The organism is Streptomyces plumbidurans (assembly GCF_019857225.1).
Taxonomy (GTDB): Bacteria; Actinomycetota; Actinomycetes; order Streptomycetales; family Streptomycetaceae; genus Streptomyces; species Streptomyces plumbidurans.
On the sequence record NZ_JAFJSY010000006.1, the window covers coordinates 191,389 to 207,919 of the forward strand.

The following is a 16,531-nucleotide window of genomic DNA, read 5'->3' on the forward strand; positions in this document are numbered from 1 at the left end:
GGCCGGGGTGCGTGCGGCGCGGCGGATACGGCCGTCAGCCGCCGGCCACCTGTTTCTCGGCCCGTGCCGAGGGGGTCCGGGCCGCGGCGAGCGCGATGTTGCGGGCCATGCCGCCGAAGACCACGCCGTGGAAGGGGGAGATGCCCCACCAGTAGGCGTGGCCCGCGAGGCCGCGCGGGTGGAACAGGGCCCGCTGGTGGTAGCGGACGCGGCCGTCGTCGTCGGTCTGCGCGTACATCTCCAGCCAGGCGAGCCCCGGCAGCCGCATCTCGGCCCGCAGCCGCAGCAGCCGGCCGGGCTGGATCTCCTCCACCCGCCAGAAGTCCAGTGAGTCGCCGACCCGCAGATGCGCGGCGTCGCGGCGCCCCCGGCGCAGTCCCACGCCGCCCACCAGCCGGTCCAGCCTGCCCCGGACCGCCCAGGCGAGCGGGAAGGAGTACCAGCCGTTCTCCCCGCCGATCCCCTCGATCACCCGCCACAGGGACTCGCGCGAGGCGTCGACCGGCAGCTCCCGCTCGTCGGTGTACAGGCTGCCGCCCGCCCAGTCGGGGTCGGTGGGCAGCGGATCGCTGGGCGCGCCGGGCACCGAGGCCGACGACCAGCGGGTGGTGACCTTCGCCTCGCGGATGCGCTGCAGGGCCAGCCGTACCGCCTCGTCGAAGGGGATCGGATGCCCGTCGGAGTCGGGCACGTACCGCGCGATGTCGTGTTCGCCGCAGACCACCTCGTGGCGCAGCGACTCCGCCAGCGGCCGGGCGATCGACGCGGGGACCGGTGTGATCAGCCCGACCCAGTGACTGGACAGGCCGGGCGTCAGCACCGGCACGGGGAGGATGAGGCGACGCGGCAGGCCCGCCACCGCCGCGTAGCGCAGCATCATGTCCCGGTACGTCAGCACGTCCGGCCCGCCGATGTCGAAGCCGCGGTTGACGTCGGCCGGCATCCGGGCGCTTTCCACGAGATAGCGCAGCACGTCCCGCACGGCCACGGGCTGGATGCGGGTGTGCACCCAGCTGGGGGTGACCATCACCGGAAGACGTTCGGTGAGGTAGCGCAGCATCTCGAAGGAGGCGGAGCCCGAGCCGATGACGACGGCCGCGCGCAGCACGGTCGTGGGCACGCCCGAGTCCAGCAGGATCCGGCCCACCTCGGACCGCGACCGCAGATGCGGCGACAGCTTGCTCTCCGGCACGCCCGCCGGCGTCAGCCCCCCGAGATAGACGATCCGCCGTACGCCCGCCGCCCGCGCCGACTCCCCGAAGATCCGGGCCGCCTCGCGGTCGGTCTCCTCAAAGCTGTCGCCGGAGCCCAGCGCATGGACCAGGTAGTAGGCGACGTCGATGCCGCGCATCGCGTCGGCGACGGAGTCGGCGTCCGTGACGTCGCCCTGCACCACCTCCGCCTTCCCGGCCCACGGATGATCGCGCAGTTTGCCGGGGGAGCGGGCCAGGCAGCGCACGCGGTGGCCCGCGTCGAGCAGCTCCGGCACCAGCCTGCCGCCGACGTATCCCGTCGCGCCGGTCACCAGGCAGTGCAGGTCCGAACCGTTGTCGTCAGCGTTCATCAGCTCCGGGTCCTTCGCGTCGGCCCCCTCTGCATCACTTCCACGGCAGCCGCCGCCGTATCGGATGAGGGTGGTGTGTGACCTGCCGAGTACCCCCGCGCCGGTCGATCAGCACTTCCGCACGGTGCGAGTACCCGAAGCGATCCTGGCGCCGCGAGGACATGCCGGGGCGGATCGCGGGCAGCCGGGCTGCACGACAGTGAGCGTGCGGGGACAGAGGTAGCCATGGAGGTGTCGGCCGTTATGGGCGAGAAGGTGTTGGAGCGGTTTCCCGCGGGTTCTCCGCGCGGATCGTGGCCGGCGGAGGAGTACGCGGCTCAGTGCCGGGCCGAGGGTGAGTCCGCGACGGTCGTCATGGATCTGCAGTCCGACGCGTTCCTCGTGGTGATCCCGGCGGGCGACGACGACTGAAGGCGGCCGGCGCTCCCGGCGAGGGTGCCGTGCTCGATTCGGCGGTGTGTCACACCTTCCCGCCGAAGAAGACCTGCACCTCCCGGATCAGTCCGTCCCGGACGGTGATCGCCTCGACGTTGCGGTGCCGGTCGCCCGTCGTCAGCTCGTACAGGTAGTACACGAGGACGAGTTCCTCGTCGGCCGGTACGACGTGCAGCAGCCGCTGTTCCTTGAACCGCCCGGCGGTCGGGAAGCATCGCTCGAAGAAGGCCGACTTGTCGATACGGTCGTCCTGCGGACTGGTGAAGGTGAAGTCGTCGGCGTAGAGCGGCCAGGCCGCCTCCCTCTCCTGGGCCCGGTAGTGCCGGAACGCCGCTTCCACGATCTGTGTCGGACTCTCGCTCATTCGGGCTCCTCGGCCGGACGACGGGCCCCCGCCCCGTCACCGTAGGCCGCTCCATGTCGCACACGCATCAGATCCGGGCGAGTGCGGCGAGATGGGCCCGGCGCACCTCGGCCGTCTGCCCCTGCACCAGGAGGAACATCCCCTCGCGGGCCAGGCGCTGGGCGGTGCCGTCGAGCTGCAGGGCACGGCCACCCCCGGCCACGACCGCCGCGGTCGTGGCCGCGCGCATGACGTCGTAGGCCCGGGTCTTGAGCGCCACCCGTTCCTCGATGCGCTCGTGCGGCACGGGGTGCTCGGCCAGCTCGTACGCCCCCCGCCGCACCTCGTCGAGACGGTCGCGCAGGGCGTGGGCGGTCTCGGTCTCCCCGGCTTCGTCGAGCACGCGGAGCGCGGCCTCGGCGACCCCGAAGACGGCGGGGGAGGCGTTGGTGTTGCGGGGCCGGTCGACGACGGCGAACTCGGCCTGCGGGGTGCGCAGCACTACCGACTCGTCGGGCAGCCACAGGCCGTCCAGCTCCAGCGACACCGTACGGGCCGCGGTCAGCGCCGCCAGCCGCATCGGCGGCGAGGGGCGCAGCCCCGGCTGCTCGCGGGCCTCGGCGAAGGCGAACACCACCTCGTCCGCCTCCGTCACACCGGCCAGCAGCATCACGTCGTTGAGCCCCCAGCCCGTGTACCAGGGCACCGTCCCGTCGAAGCGCCAGCCGCCCCGCTCGGCACGCGCCCGCACCGGCACCCGGGGAAAGGCGCGCACATGCGCGTACGCGATCCCGGCCATCAGCTCACCGGTCGCCAGCGGACGCAACAGCCGCTCGCGCACCGGGAGTTCGGCCCGCGCGAGCAGTTTCACCGGCGTGTGGTGCTGGGTCTGCACGAACCAGGTCGAGCAGCAGGCCCCGGCCAGGATCTCTGCGACCTCCCGCGCCACCGCGTCGGGCGCTCCCGCTCCGCCGTACTCCTCGGGCGCCGCCACCCCCAGCAGCCCCGACCGCCGGACGGCCTCGACATGGCTCACCGGCACGCCCTCCCGGTCGACCCGCGCCGCGTCCGGAGCGAGGACGTCCTCGGCGAGGGACCGGGCGGCAAGAACGAGAGGGTGCGATGCGGGGGCCATGGAAAAGATTCTCCCGATCTCTTCGTGTGCCGTGTCGATCCGGGGGTGCGCCGTTCGTGTAGGAGGTGAGAGAACGAGACAACGGGGACAACGAGGAGGACGTCATGACGCACTACCTGCTCAGCGTGGTCACACCCGCCGACGGACAGCCGCCGACGCCGGAGCAGCTCGGCGAGATCATGCGCAACGTGGAGGCGTTCAACCAGGAGCTGCGCGATGCCGGGGCCTGGGTCTTCGCCGGCGGTCTGCACGGCCCCGACACCGCCACCATGCTGCGCCCCTCGGGAGACGACGTGCTGATCACCGACGGGCCGTACGCCGAGGGCAAGGAGTATCTCGGCGGGCTCAGCCTGATCGAGGCCCCCGATCTGGACGCGGCCCTCGAATGGGGCAGGAAGGCCGTGCGGGCCACCACCCTGCCCATCGAGGTGCGGCCCTTCATGGACCAGCCCTGATGCCGGACGCCTCCGAGGTCGAGGCCGCGTTCCGTGCCGAGTACGGACGCGCGGTCTCGGTCCTCGTCCGCTTCCTCGGCGACATCGACCTCGCGGAGGAAGCGGTGCAGGACGCCTTCATCACGGCACTGCAGAAGTGGCCGCACACGGGCGTCCCGCCGAGCCCGGCCGGCTGGATCATCACCACCGCACGCAACCGTGCGATCGACCGGCTGCGCCGGGAGGCGAAGCGCGACGAGCGGCAAGCCGAGGCCCTCCTGCTGCACACCGCCGACGCACCGCCCGAGGAGGGTCCCGTGCGCGACGAACGGCTCCGGCTGATCTTCACCTGCTGCCACCCCGCCCTCGCCCCCCAGGCCCAGGTCGCGCTGACCCTGCGCCTGCTGGGCGGGCTCACCACCCCGCAGATCGCCCGCGCGTTCCTGGTGCCCGAGCCGACCATGGCCCAGCGCATCGTGCGCGCCAAGGCCAAGATCCGCGACGCCCGGATCCCGTACCGCGTACCCCGTGACGCCGACCTCCCGGACCGGATCAAGGGCGTCCTGGCCGTCATCTACCTGATCTTCAACCAGGGCTACGACGGCACGTCCGAGCTGACCGCGGAGGCCGTACGGCTCGGGCGGCTGCTGGCCGCTCTGATGCCGGACGAACCCGAGGCCGTCGGCCTGCTCGCGCTGATGCTGCTCGTCGACGCGCGCGGGGAAGCGCGCCGGGGCAGTGGCGGCGAGTTCGTACCGCTGCCCGAACAGGACCGGGCCCGCTGGGACGGCGAGCTGATCGCCGAGGGGCAGGCGCTGGTGCGCCGCTGTCTGCGCCGTGGACGGCCCGGGCCGTATCAGATCCAGGCCGCCATCCAGGCGGTGCACAGCGACGCGGCCACCGCGGACGCCACCGACTGGGGCCAGATCCTGCGGCTGTACGACCAGCTCATGACCGTCGCGCCGAGTCCGGTCGTGGCCCTGAACCGGGCGGTCGCGGTGGCCGAGACCGAGGGCCCGCGTCAGGCCCTGGCCCTCGTCGACGCCCTGGACCTCGACGCGTACCACGTCTTCCACGCGGTCCGCGCCGACCTGCTGCGCCGCCTGGGCCGCGGCACCGAGGCGGTGCAGGCGTACGAACAGGCCATCGCGCGCAGCGACAGTGCCGCCGAACGCGGCTATCTGGACCGACGAAGGCGGGAACTGGTCCAACGGGTCCGTGGGTGAGGCCGGAATTTATTTGGGTACATGAAAGGTTGGTATATACACCCGACAGTCGGAGCCGTTCCGACCCTTCTGACCGTTCGGGCAGTTCCGACCGTTCCGCATCCCCCCGTGAGGCACCGTGAACCACCCCGCCCCCGAGCAGCCCGCCGACGTCGTGGCCCGGCTGCGCGCCACCTTCCGCACCGGTCGCACCAAGCCCGTCGAGTGGCGCACCGCGCAGCTGCACCGGCTGCGCGAGATGCTCACGGACAGCGGCCCGGAGCTGGCCGCCGCCCTCCACGCCGACCTGGGCAAGAGCACCGCCGAGGCTCAGCGCACCGAGATCGGCTTCACGATCCGCGAGATCGACCACACGCTGGACCACCTCACCGAGTGGCTGCGCCCCGAGCCCGCCCCGGTCCCGGCCCACCTCGGCGCGGACGCGCGCGCCTGGACGCAGTACGACCCGCTCGGTGTCGTCCTCGTCATCGCGCCCTGGAACTACCCCGCCCAGCTCCTGCTCACCCCGCTGGTCGGCGCGCTCGCGGCGGGCAACGCGGTGGTCGTCAAGCCCAGCGAGATGGCGCCCGCCACCTCGGCTGTGCTCGCCCGCCTGCTGCCCGCCCACCTCGACACCGACGCGGTCGCTGTCGTCGAGGGCGGCGTCCCGGAGACCACGGCCCTGCTGGCCGAGCGGTTCGACCACATCTTCTACACCGGCAACGGCACCGTCGGCCGCGTCGTCATGCGCGCCGCAGCCGAGCACCTCACCCCGGTCACCCTCGAACTCGGCGGCAAGTCCCCGGCGTTCGTCGACCGCGGCACCGACCTCGACGTCGTCGCCGACCGGCTGGTGCGCGGCAAGTTCCTCAACGCGGGCCAGACCTGTGTCGCCCCCGACTACGTCCTGACCGACCCGGAGACGGCTGCCGCCCTCGAACCGAAACTCGCCCGCGCCGTCGAGGCCGTCTACGGCACCGACCCTGCGACCGGTGACGAGTACGGCCGGATCGTCAACGAACGCCACTTCGACCGGCTCGTGGGCCTGCTCGACTCGGGCCGCGTCGTCGTCGGCGGTGACAGCGACCGTACGACGAAGTACATCGCACCGACCGTGCTGGTGGACGTCGATCCCGCGGCGCCGGTGATGCGGGAGGAGATCTTCGGCCCCGTCCTGCCCGTCGTGACCGTGCCCGACCTGGACGCGGCGATCGGCTTCATCAACGACCGGGACAAGCCGCTGGCCCTGTACGTATTCTCCGAGTCGGACGGGACGCGCGAGCGGATCGCCGCCGAGACCTCCTCGGGCGGCATCGGCAACGGCCTGCCGCTCGCCCATCTCACCGTCTCCGACCTGCCGTTCGGCGGGGTGGGGGAGAGCGGCATGGGCAACTACCACGGCCGCTACTCGATCGAGACGTTCAGCCACCGCAAGGCGGTGCTGGAGAAGCCGCTGCGCTGAGCCGGCCTCCGATGGCGTATCGGCTGTCGCTTATATAAGCGGCAGCTGATACGTTTGCCGCATGCACGCCTTCGATGTGCTCGGCGATCCCGTGCGCCGGCGGATTCTGGAGCTACTGGCCGACGGGGAGATGACCTCCGGCGCGGTCTGCGAGGTCATAGGAGAGGAGTTCGGGATCTCCCAGCCCGCGGTGTCGCAGCATCTGAAAGTGCTGCGGGAGAACGGGTTCGCGACCGTGCGCCCGCAAGGGACCCGGCGGCTGTACGCGGTCAACGCGGAGCCGCTGCGGGACATAGACGCCTGGCTCGACCGCTTCCGCCGTTTCTGGACCCCGCATCTGGACGCACTGGCCACCGAACTGGCCCGCGGCAGGCGTGCGCGCCGCCTCGGTGGCGGAGACGAAACCCCGAGGAGTACCTCATGACCGACGTGACCCACGACATCAACGACGTACGCCGACAGGTCGGCAGGCGCACCTTCAAGGCGGGTGAGGCGCGCGTGGTGACCGTGAGCAGGTCCTACGACGCGCCACTCGACGACGTGTGGGACGCCTGCACGAACGCCGAGCGCATCCCGCGCTGGCTGCTGCCGGTGTCGGGGGAGCTGCGGCTGGGCGGCCGCTATCAGCTGGAGGGCAACGCCGGTGGTGTGGTCGAGCGCTGCGATCCGCCCAAGAGCTTCTCCGCGACCTGGGAGTACGGCGGGGAGACCAGCTGGATCGAACTCCGGCTGACACCCGAGGAGGGCGGCACCCGCTTCGAGCTGGACCACATCGCCCATGTCGACGACACCAAGTGGGCGGAGTTCGGCCCGGGTGCGGTCGGGGTCGGCTGGGACCTGATGGTGCGGGGTCTGTCCCTGCACCTCGGCAGCGGTGGTGCGGTCGTCGACCCGAAGAAGTTCATGGCCTGGATGGTCTCGGACGAGGGGCGCCGCTTCGTGACGGACAGCAGTGAGGCCTGGTACGCGGCCAACGTCGCGGGCGGCGAGGACGAGGGGGTGGCGCGCGAGGCGGCGGACCGCACCACGGCCGCCTACACGGCCTCCGAGGACGCCGGCTGACACAAAACAGGGCAACAGGGCTGCACCGAGCGGTACTTGTCATTGTGGGGCGCCCGTCGTGCACGGCACGACGGGCGCCTCTGTGCACATTTCGGATCGGGAACAGTGATTGACTGGTCTACACCCTTGACTGGTACAGACCAAGGCGGTTGAGTGTGCTCCACACCCCCCACCACGGCCGTACCCCTTGCCGGGTGCGGCCGTGCTCCGTAGAGGAGTTGGTCTGTTTTGAGGCGCCGTATCGCCGCAATCCTGTCCTCGCTCGCCCTCGGTGGCGCCGTCGTGGCGCTCCAGCCGGCCCCCTCGGCCTCGGCCGCCGGCTTCGTCGTGAGCGAGTCGCAGTTCAACCAGATGTTCCCGAACAGGAATTCCTTCTACACGTACAGCGGACTGACGGACGCGCTGAGCGCCTACCCGGCCTTCGCCAACACCGGCAGTGACACAGTGAAGAAGCAGGAGGCCGCGGCCTTCCTCGCCAACGTCAGCCACGAGACCGGCGGGTTGGTCTACGTCGTGGAGCAGAACACCTCCAACTACCCGCACTACTGCGACGCGAGCCAGCCCTACGGCTGTCCGGCCGGACAGGCCGCCTACTACGGGCGCGGCCCGATCCAGCTGTCGTGGAACTTCAACTACAAGGCGGCGGGCGACGCGTTGGGCATCGACCTGCTCAACAACCCGTACCAGGTGGAGCAGAACGCGTCCGTGGCCTGGAAGACGGGCCTGTGGTACTGGGACACCCAGTCCGGACCCGGCACCATGACCCCGCACAACGCCATGGTCAACGGCGCGGGCTTCGGGCAGACCATCCGCTCCATCAACGGCTCGCTGGAGTGCGACGGCAAGAACCCCGCGCAGGTGCAGAGCCGCGTCGACGCCTACCAGCGCTTCACCCAGGTCCTGGGTGTCTCCCCGGGCGACAACCTCTACTGCTGACGCCGCTTTCTGCGTCATGGTGTCATGCACCTGTTTATTCCGACGGCCATCGGAAGGGCATCACCATGCGCACCCCCCACGTCCTGCTCGCGACGACCGCGGCGCTCGCCGCCGCGGTCGTCCCGCTTCCGGCCGACGCCACCACGGCGGTCCCGGCACCCGGCACCTACTACCTGCAGAGCGCCACGACCGGACTCGACGCGGCCGACAACGCGGGCGCCGTCGAGCAGCACAGACACAAGGGCGACGAGGACCACCAGCAGTGGCGCCTCGCCACGAGCGGCTCCTCGTACGTCCTCGAGAGCACCGACACGGCCGGCAGCTGCCTCGGCCGCTCGGGCGACCAGGCCCGCACCGTCGCCTGCGCCGGACCCGACGCGACCTGGGACATCACGCCCACCGGCGCCGATCAGTACACCCTCAAGGCCCCCGGGACCGAGCGCCACCTGACCGTGGCGGACAAGCCCTCCGGCGCCAACTACCCGGCCCAGCTGGCGATCGGCGCCTCGGGTGCCCTCGCCACCTGGTATCTCACCCCCGTCACCCCGGCGACGAACCCGATGCCCCCGCAGGACCGACGCACCCTGGACCAGGTCACGTTCCTCACCGCGCACAACGCCTACGCCAATGGCGTCGACGGCGGCTTCGCCCCACCGTTCGTCAATCTCGTCCCGAACCAGACCCGCGGCATCGACCAGCAACTCGCCGACGGCGTACGGGGATTCATGCTGGACATCCACCAGACCCCGGACGGCGCGATCCTCTGCCACGACAGCTGCACCCTGGTCAGCAGGCCGGTCGCCCTCTGGGTCGACCTCCAGCGCATGGTCGACTTCCTCAAGGCGCACCCCGACCAGTTCGTCACCGTATTCCTGGAGGACTACACCGACCCGGGCGTGCTGCGGTCCGAACTCGCCCGTGTCGACGGCCTGTCCGATCTCCTCTACCGGCCCGACGAAACCGGAGTGCGGCAGAGCGGCTGGCCGAAAATGGCCGACCTGATCGCGGCAGACCACCGCCTCCTGATCTTCACCGACCACAGCCGCTCCGCGGACGAGTCGGCGGGACTGACCCGGGACAGCTTCGGGGTCATGTACCAGCGCGAGTGGACCGTGGAGAACTACTGGTCCATGGGCCCGGGCATCGGCACGTCCGACTGGTCCTGCTACAGCCGCTGGTACGACGCGAACACCGACATCCCGCTGACGCACACGGAGGCCGGTTTCCGTCCGCTATTCGTCATGAACCACTTCCGTGACGTGGCCATAGCCGGCACGGCGTCGACGGACAACACCAAACTGGCCGACCGGGCCCGGCGGTTCTGCCAGCCGGCCGCCCGCAAGAAGCCCAACTTCCTGGCCGTGGACCACTACGACCTCGGCGACCCGGCCTCCGCCGTCGATGAACTGAACAGCTACACGTATCCGTAAAGTCCGCGCGGCGCACAGCGGTGCGTGTGCGACACTCCGCCGATGACCACCGAAACGATCACCGCGGACTCCGCGGGCACCTTCAAGCTCGCCGACCTGACCGTCAACCGCATCGGCTTCGGAGCGATGCGGCTGACGGGCTCCGCCGCCTTCCACCACGGCACCCCGAGCGACCGGCGACGCTCGATCGCCGTGCTGCACAAGGCGATCGAGCTCGGCGTCAACCACATCGACACCGCAGCCTTCTACTTCTCCCAGCTGCGCTCCGCCAACGAGATCATCAACAGCGCGCTGGCCCCGTACCCGGATGACCTGCTCATCGCCACCAAGGTCGGCCCCTACCGCGACTACCACGGTGAGTGGGGCACCTCGGCCCGCCCCGACCAACTGCGCGGGCACGTGGAGGAGAACCTGCGCCAGCTCGGCCGGGACCATCTCGACCTGGTCTATCTGCGCCGAATGCGCCAGGAGTCCGTCGCCGAGCACTTCGGCGCGCTGGCCGAACTGCGCGAGGCGGGCCTGATCCGGCACCTGGGTCTGTCCGACGTCGAACCCCGCCATCTCGCCGAGGCGCAGGCGATCGCGCCGGTGGTGTCCGTGGAGAACCGCTACGGCGTGGACGCCCGCAACCCGGCCACCGACGAAATCCTGCGCATCTGCGGGGAACAGGGCATCGCCTTCGTACCCTTCTACGCGATCGCCGGCGCGCGTGCGGCGCAGCCCGCCGCCGACACGCAGGAGGAAGAGGTGCTCGCGATCGCCCGCGCCCACGACGCGACCCCCGCCCAGATCCGCATCGCCTGGACCCTCCACCAGGGCCCGCACATCCTCGCCATCCCCGGCACCGGCAACCCCACCCACCTCGTCGAGAACGTCGCGGCAGGCGCTCTGCGGCTGACCGAGGAGGAGGTGGCACGGCTGGAGGCACTGCGCCGCGTGGGGGATTGACGCCGGTTGGCGGGCGTTGGGTGCGGAGCTTTCGCCGGTGCGGGAGGTGGAGTTGAACCGTAGGCGGGTCCAGCGCGTCGGCGTCGTGGCCTCTGAAGCGAGAGCCTCGCTGTCGGCGTTTTGCGGTTGACCGGAGGAGGCGGCCCGGCTGGCGGCACTGCGCGGCGCGGGGGACTGACGGCGGCTGGCGGGCGCGGGGCGTGGGGCGCGGGTGGTTCCGCCGGCGTGGGAGGAGGGGTGGAGCCTTAGGTGGGCCCAGCACACCGGCGTCGTGGCCTCTCGGCGTGAGCGTCGCGGCCGGCGTCCTGTGGTTGACCGTCGAGGAGGTGGCACGGCTGGAGGCATTGCGCCGTGCGGCGGACTGAGGCCGGTTGGCCGGCGTTGGGCGCGAGTCCTTCCGCCGGTGCGGGAGGAGGAGTAGAAGCCATACGTGGGCGGGTCGCACCGGCGTCGTAACCTCTCGGCGCGCGCGACGCGGCCGCACCTGGTGTGCTGGTTCAGGAGCATTCCGCACCCTCCGGGAGACGCAGATGAGTACCTACCGAGTCGCCCAGGTCGACACCGTCGGCGGACCCTTGCGGATCGTCGAGCGTGAAGTGCCGAGGCCGGGTCCGAGGCATGTGCGGATCGCCGTGGAGGCCTGCGGGATCTGCCACAGCGACGCCGCCTTCGTGAACGCCCTGCTGCCGGGTGTCCGTTTCCCTCTCGTACCCGGACACGAGAACGCCGGGCGCATCGAGGAACTCGGCGAGGGAGCGGAGGACATGGGCTGGCAGGTCGGTGACCGGGTCGCCGTCGGCTGGTTCGGCGGCAGCTGCGGCCACTGCACCCAGTGCCGGCGCGGCGACTTCATCGTGTGCGACACCCTGAAGGTGCCCGGCTGGGCCTACGACGGCGGATTCGCCGAGTCGATGATCGCGCCCGTCGACGCGCTGGCCCGCATTCCCGACGCCCTCTCGGCGACCGACGCGGGACCCATGGCCTGCGCGGGCGTCACCGTCTTCAACGGGATGCGGCGCAGCTCCGCACGGCCGGGCGACCTGGTCGCGGTGCTCGGGCTCGGCGGACTGGGCCACCTGGGCGTGCAGTACGCGGTCGCGATGGGCTACGAGACTGTCGGCATCGCCCGCGGCGCCGACAAGGCCGACTTCGCCAAGCAACTCGGCGCCCACCACTACGTCGACAGCACCGCGGACACCCCCGTGGCGGAGGCCCTGCAGTCGCTCGGCGGCGCCAGGGTCGTCATCGCCACCGCCAGCAACTCCGACGCCATCACCGCCACCTTCGACGGGCTGGCGCCCCGGGGCGAGTTGGTCGTCATCGGGGCCGACGCCCAGGCCCTCGGCATCAACCCCAACCAGCTGCTGATGAGCGCCAGGATCATCCGCGGCCACCCCTCGGGCACCGCCCAGGACGTGCAGGACACCATGGCGTTCAGCGCCCTGCACGGCATTCGTCCCATGACGGAGGTCCTGCCGCTGGATCAGGCCGACGAGGCCTACCAGAAGATGCTCTCCGGCCGCGCCCGCTTCCGAATGGTCCTCACCAACCGCTGACACACGCCTACGCGGGCGGCCGTGTCACGACCGGGCGGTCGCGCTACGACCCGGGTGGCCGCGTCATGACTGGGGCGGTCGCGCTGCGATTGGGCGCTGGGCCGCGAATGGGGTGGCCGTGTGACGACCGAGGCGTCGCGCTGCGACTGGGTGGCCGTGTCACGACCCGGGCGCCGTGTCACGGCCCGGGGGCCGCGCTACGACCGGGGTGGCCGGGCCACGACCGGGGCGACCGCGCTGCGACTGGGTGGCCGTGTCACGGCCCGGGCGCCGTGTCACGGCCCGGGGGCCGCGCTACGACCGGGGTGGCCGGGCCACGACCGGGGCGACCGCGCTGCGACTGGGTGGCCGTGTCACGGCCCGGGCGCCGTGTCACGGCCCGGGGGCCGCGCTACGACCGGGGTGGCCGGGCCACGACCGGGGCGACCGCGCTGCGACTGGGTGGCCGTGTCACGGCCCGGGCGCCGTGTCACGGCCCGGGGGCCGCGCTACGACCGGGGTGGCCGGGCCACGACCGGGGCGACCGCGCTGCGACTGGGTGGCCGTGTCACGGCCCGGGCGCCGTGTCACGGCCCGGGGGCCGCGCTACGACCGGGGTGGCCGGGCCACGACCGGGGCGACCGCGCTGCGACTGGGTGGCCGTGTCACGGCCCGGGCGCCGTGTCACGGCCCGGGGGCCGCGCTACGACCGGGGTGGCCGGGCCACGACCGGGGCGACCGCGCTGCGACTGGGTGGCTGGGCCACGGCCCGGGCGCCGTGTCACGACCCGAGGGCCGCGCTACGACCAGGGTGGCCGGGCCACGATCGGGGCGGCTGCGTCATGACCCGGCGGTCGCGTCACGACCGGGGTGGCCGGGCCACGACCGGGGCGGCCGTGCCACGCCCCGGGGGCCGCGCCCCGACCCGGGTGGTCGTGTCACAACGAGGGCGGCCGTGTCACGACCGGGGCGGTCGCGCTACGACCGGGTGTACGCGTCACGACCCGGGCGCCGCGCCACGACCCGGGTGGTCGTGCCACAACGAGGGCGGCCGTGTCACGACCCGGGGCCGGACCGCGACCGGGGTGGCCGGGCCGCAACCCGGGCGGCCGCCTCGCGACCCGGGCGCCGCGCCCCGACCAGGGTGGCCGAGCCACAACCCGGGCGGCCGCCCCACGCCCCGGGCGCCGCGCCCCGACCAGGCGACCGCGCCAAAACCAGGGCGGCCGCTCCACGACCAGGGCGGACGCTCCACGCCCCGGTCGCCCTCCTCACGCCCCGGCCGACCGCCTCACACCAACCACACGCCGTCCTTCATGAGATGCCTCTTGGCCAGCTCCCGCTGCTCGTGCCAGGCCTGCACCGCCCGCGGGCGCACCCGGTAGAAGGCGTACGACGCGCTGTCACGCCGCGGATCCCACCCCGTCTTGGCGAGAAACGCCTCGGCCGCCGCATCCGGTACCTCCGCCAGGCCAAAGGTCTCGACGTCACCGTCGATGAGCACCACGTCGCGGGTGTCCCCGAGCGCCAACCTGGCGCGGCGCCCGGCGCTCAGATTGCGTCCGGTCGGATTCGTCGTCCGGGTCGCCAGCCACGCGGACGCGTCGTGCCACACGAACCAGAGCGGAACCAGACACGGCAGGCCGTCGGCGTCCGCCGAGGCCACCCAGATGTCGATTTCCTCGTCCAGCCGGCGCAGGACGTCCTGTCTGCGCCGGCGGGGGTCGCGGGGCGGCGTATCGATCTTCACGCCGGGGACGCTAGCGGCCCGCCGCCGCCCCGCGCGTCGGTCCGGAGCCCGGCTCCGGCTCGTACGCGGGACCTAGGACGCGCGGGCCCCCGGCCGAGCGAAGCCGCGGGGCGGGCCCTGGGCAATTCGAGCGCGGATCCGACTGGCGCCCGTAAGGTTTTACGTATAACCTCTCCCGTCAATCGCTCCTCCCGGAAGGCCGAAGGTCCTGATGAGACACGTCGCCCTGGTCACCCTCGTCGTCGACGACTACGACGAGGCGATCGGCTTCTACACCGAGGCCCTCGGCTTCCGGCTCGTCGAGGACAGCCCGCGCCCCGACGGCTCCCGCTGGGTCGTCGTCGCGCCGGGCGACCAGGGCACCGCGCTGCTGCTCGCCCGGGCCAAGGGCGACGAGCAGCGCGCCCGGGTCGGCGACCAGACCGGCGGGCGTGTCGGGTTCTTCCTGCACACCGACGACTTCACCCGTGACCACGCCCGGATGCTCGCCGCCGGCGTGACCTTCCTGGAGGAGCCGCGCCACGAGCCGTACGGCTCGGTCGCCGTCTTCCGGGACCTGTACGGCAACCGCTGGGACCTGCTCCAGCCCACCGGCTGATCCCCCCTCGCGGGTTGCCCGAACCGGGACTCGAACCCGAACCGGGACCAGGCTGACCGGGTCGGCCAAAGCCCACCCCGCCCCACCGTCCACCCCGCTCGACGAAAGACCCACCCATGACCGCTACGCGCGTAGACCAAGAACTGATCCGCCGCCTCCCCAAGGCCGTCCTGCACGACCACCTCGACGGCGGCCTGCGCCCCGCCACCGTGGTGGAACTCGCCGCAGCGGTCGGCCACGCACTGCCCACCAGTGATCCGGACGAGCTGGCCGCCTGGTACGTCGAGGCCGCCAACTCCGGTGACCTGGTCCGCTACATCGCCACCTTCGAGCACACCCTCGCCGTCATGCAGACCCGCGAGGGCCTGCTGCGCACCGCCGAGGAGTACGTCCTCGACCTGGCCGCTGACGGTGTGGTGTACGGCGAGGTGCGCTACGCCCCCGAGCTGATGCTGAAGGGCGGGCTCACCCTGCCGGAGGTCGTCGAGACCGTCCAGGAGGGGCTTGCGGCGGGCATGGCGAAGGCGGCGGCCGCGGGCACGCCGGTCCGCGTCGGCACCCTGCTGTGCGGCATGCGGATGTTCGACCGCACGCGCGAGGCCGCCGACCTCGCGGTCGCCTTCCGTGACGCCGGCGTCGTCGGCTTCGACATCGCGGGCGCGGAGGAGGGCTTCCCGGCCGCCGACCACCTCGACGCCTTCGAGCATCTGCGCCGCGAGAACGTGCCGTTCACCATCCACGCCGGCGAGGCGTACGGCCTGCCCAGCATCCACCAGGCGCTGCAGGTGTGCGGCGCCCAGCGCATCGGCCACGGTGTGCGGATCACGGACGACATCGTGGACGGCAAGCTCGGGCGGCTCGCGGGCTGGGTCCGCGACCGCCGTGTCGCCCTGGAGATGTGCCCGACCTCCAACCTCCAGACGGGCGCGGCGACCTCGATCGCCGAGCACCCGATCACCGAGCTGAAGGACCTCGGTTTCCGGGTCACCCTCAACACCGACAACCGGTTGGTGTCCGGCACGACGATGACGCGTGAGATGGCGCTGCTGGTGGAGCAGGCGGGCTGGACGGCCGAGGACCTGCGCACGGTCACGGTGAACGCGGTGAAGAGCGCGTTCATCCCGTTCGACGAGCGCAGGGCCCTCATCGAGGACGTCGTTCTGCCGGGCTACGAAGCCGCGCTCTGAAGCAGCCCGCGCACATAGGCGGCCTGTCCGACGTGCTGGTGATCGTCGGACAGGACGCTGACCAGCCGTACGCCCAGGGTGACCGGCGGGTCCCAGCGCTCGTCGACCACGCGCTCCAGATCCCCGGCGGCGAGACCGCGCAGCGCGCCGAGGGTCTGCTCGTGGACGGCGTCGTAGTAACCGGTCAGCAGGGTGCCGGAGTCGACCCGCACCTTGCCGACCTTGGTGGAGCTGTGGCCGTAGCCGGTGTCGTGGGGCGGCAGATCCAGGCCGAAGCGTTTCTGCCAGTCCTGCGTGAGCCAGACCTGGTCAAGGCCGAAGGCGCCGGCGATGTGGTCGTCCTGGACGCGGGTGAGGTGCCAGACCAGCCAGCTGATGGAGTTGGCGTCGTGGGAGGGCCGGGCGTTGAGCACGTCCGGTTCGAGTCCCTCGACGGCTGAGTGGACTTCTTCCTGGATGCGGTTGAACGCGTCGATGAGGATGTCCTTGGCATGCATCCATCCACCA

The 16,531-nt window shown here is 71.9% G+C and carries 17 protein-coding genes; 12 read left to right on the forward strand and 5 right to left on the reverse strand.

Annotated features, from left to right (window positions below; all coding sequences use genetic code 11):
* Positions 1–34: 34 nt before the first annotated feature.
* Positions 35–1,564 (reverse strand): SDR family oxidoreductase, encoded by a 1,530-nt coding sequence (locus JYK17_RS05395; RefSeq protein ID WP_128804046.1) that lies wholly within the window; start codon positions 1,562–1,564, stop codon positions 35–37.
* Between the two features lie 243 nt (positions 1,565–1,807).
* On the opposite strand from JYK17_RS05395, the gene JYK17_RS05400 reads away from it, so the two are divergent.
* The gene (locus tag JYK17_RS05400; RefSeq protein WP_234547353.1) at positions 1,808–1,975 is read left to right on the forward strand and encodes a DUF8839 family protein; all 168 of its coding nucleotides are present in this window, start codon (positions 1,808–1,810) and stop codon (positions 1,973–1,975) included.
* Between the two features lie 49 nt (positions 1,976–2,024).
* Here the strand turns inward: JYK17_RS05400 and JYK17_RS05405 are convergent, their stop codons facing one another.
* Positions 2,025–2,363, reverse strand: a complete 339-nt coding sequence (locus JYK17_RS05405) for a nuclear transport factor 2 family protein (protein WP_108012813.1) — start codon at positions 2,361–2,363, stop codon at positions 2,025–2,027.
* A 67-nt stretch (positions 2,364–2,430) separates the two neighbouring features.
* Positions 2,431–3,477 (reverse strand): acyl-CoA dehydrogenase family protein, encoded by a 1,047-nt coding sequence (locus JYK17_RS05410; RefSeq protein ID WP_128804047.1) that lies wholly within the window; start codon positions 3,475–3,477, stop codon positions 2,431–2,433.
* Between the two features lie 104 nt (positions 3,478–3,581).
* Here JYK17_RS05410 and JYK17_RS05415 point away from each other — a divergent pair, with 104 nt between their 5' ends.
* The 9 genes from JYK17_RS05415 (at position 3,582) to JYK17_RS05455 (ending at position 12,510) form a co-directional block, all read left to right on the forward strand.
* Positions 3,582–3,932 (forward strand): YciI family protein, encoded by a 351-nt coding sequence (locus tag JYK17_RS05415; protein ID WP_128804048.1) that lies wholly within the window; start codon positions 3,582–3,584, stop codon positions 3,930–3,932.
* Positions 3,932–5,137: an RNA polymerase sigma factor gene (locus JYK17_RS05420; protein ID WP_128804049.1), complete on the forward strand. Its 1,206-nt coding sequence runs from the start codon at positions 3,932–3,934 to the stop codon at positions 5,135–5,137. Before JYK17_RS05415 ends, JYK17_RS05420 begins: the two co-directional genes overlap by 1 nt.
* A 118-nt stretch (positions 5,138–5,255) precedes the next feature.
* The gene (locus tag JYK17_RS05425; protein WP_222809883.1) at positions 5,256–6,578 is read left to right on the forward strand and encodes an aldehyde dehydrogenase family protein; all 1,323 of its coding nucleotides are present in this window, start codon (positions 5,256–5,258) and stop codon (positions 6,576–6,578) included.
* A gap of 61 nt (positions 6,579–6,639) precedes the next feature.
* Positions 6,640–7,002: an ArsR/SmtB family transcription factor gene (locus JYK17_RS05430; protein ID WP_128804051.1), complete on the forward strand. Its 363-nt coding sequence runs from the start codon at positions 6,640–6,642 to the stop codon at positions 7,000–7,002.
* Positions 6,999–7,640 carry an SRPBCC family protein gene (locus tag JYK17_RS05435; protein ID WP_222809884.1) on the forward strand — a complete coding sequence of 214 codons (642 nt, stop codon included), beginning with the start codon at positions 6,999–7,001 and terminating at the stop codon, positions 7,638–7,640. Before JYK17_RS05430 ends, JYK17_RS05435 begins: the two co-directional genes overlap by 4 nt.
* A 228-nt stretch (positions 7,641–7,868) precedes the next feature.
* Positions 7,869–8,576 (forward strand): chitinase, encoded by a 708-nt coding sequence (locus tag JYK17_RS05440; RefSeq protein ID WP_128804052.1) that lies wholly within the window; start codon positions 7,869–7,871, stop codon positions 8,574–8,576.
* A 65-nt stretch (positions 8,577–8,641) separates the two neighbouring features.
* A complete protein-coding gene (locus JYK17_RS05445) occupies positions 8,642–10,006 on the forward strand; it encodes a phosphoinositide-specific phospholipase C-related protein (protein WP_222809885.1) in 1,365 nt (454 codons plus the stop codon).
* Between the two features lie 42 nt (positions 10,007–10,048).
* On the forward strand, positions 10,049–10,954 hold the full coding sequence (locus JYK17_RS05450; protein WP_164932325.1) for an aldo/keto reductase: 906 nt from the start codon (positions 10,049–10,051) through the stop codon (positions 10,952–10,954).
* Between the two features lie 530 nt (positions 10,955–11,484).
* A complete protein-coding gene (locus JYK17_RS05455; protein WP_108012823.1) occupies positions 11,485–12,510 on the forward strand; it encodes an alcohol dehydrogenase in 1,026 nt (341 codons plus the stop codon).
* Positions 12,511–13,780: 1,270 nt separating this feature from the next.
* On the opposite strand, the gene JYK17_RS05460 is transcribed toward JYK17_RS05455, so the two are convergent.
* On the reverse strand, positions 13,781–14,239 hold the full coding sequence (locus JYK17_RS05460; protein ID WP_222809886.1) for a pyridoxamine 5'-phosphate oxidase family protein: 459 nt from the start codon (positions 14,237–14,239) through the stop codon (positions 13,781–13,783).
* A gap of 211 nt (positions 14,240–14,450) precedes the next feature.
* On the opposite strand from JYK17_RS05460, the gene JYK17_RS05465 reads away from it, so the two are divergent.
* On the forward strand, positions 14,451–14,837 hold the full coding sequence (locus JYK17_RS05465; RefSeq protein ID WP_108012824.1) for a VOC family protein: 387 nt from the start codon (positions 14,451–14,453) through the stop codon (positions 14,835–14,837).
* Positions 14,838–14,953: 116 nt separating this feature from the next.
* A complete protein-coding gene (locus JYK17_RS05470; RefSeq protein ID WP_128804055.1) occupies positions 14,954–16,024 on the forward strand; it encodes an adenosine deaminase in 1,071 nt (356 codons plus the stop codon).
* Here JYK17_RS05470 and JYK17_RS05475 read toward each other — a convergent pair.
* Positions 16,006–16,521, reverse strand: a complete 516-nt coding sequence (locus JYK17_RS05475) for a mycothiol transferase (protein ID WP_108012826.1) — start codon at positions 16,519–16,521, stop codon at positions 16,006–16,008. The genes JYK17_RS05470 and JYK17_RS05475 overlap by 19 nt on opposite strands.
* Positions 16,522–16,531: the final 10 nt, after the last annotated feature.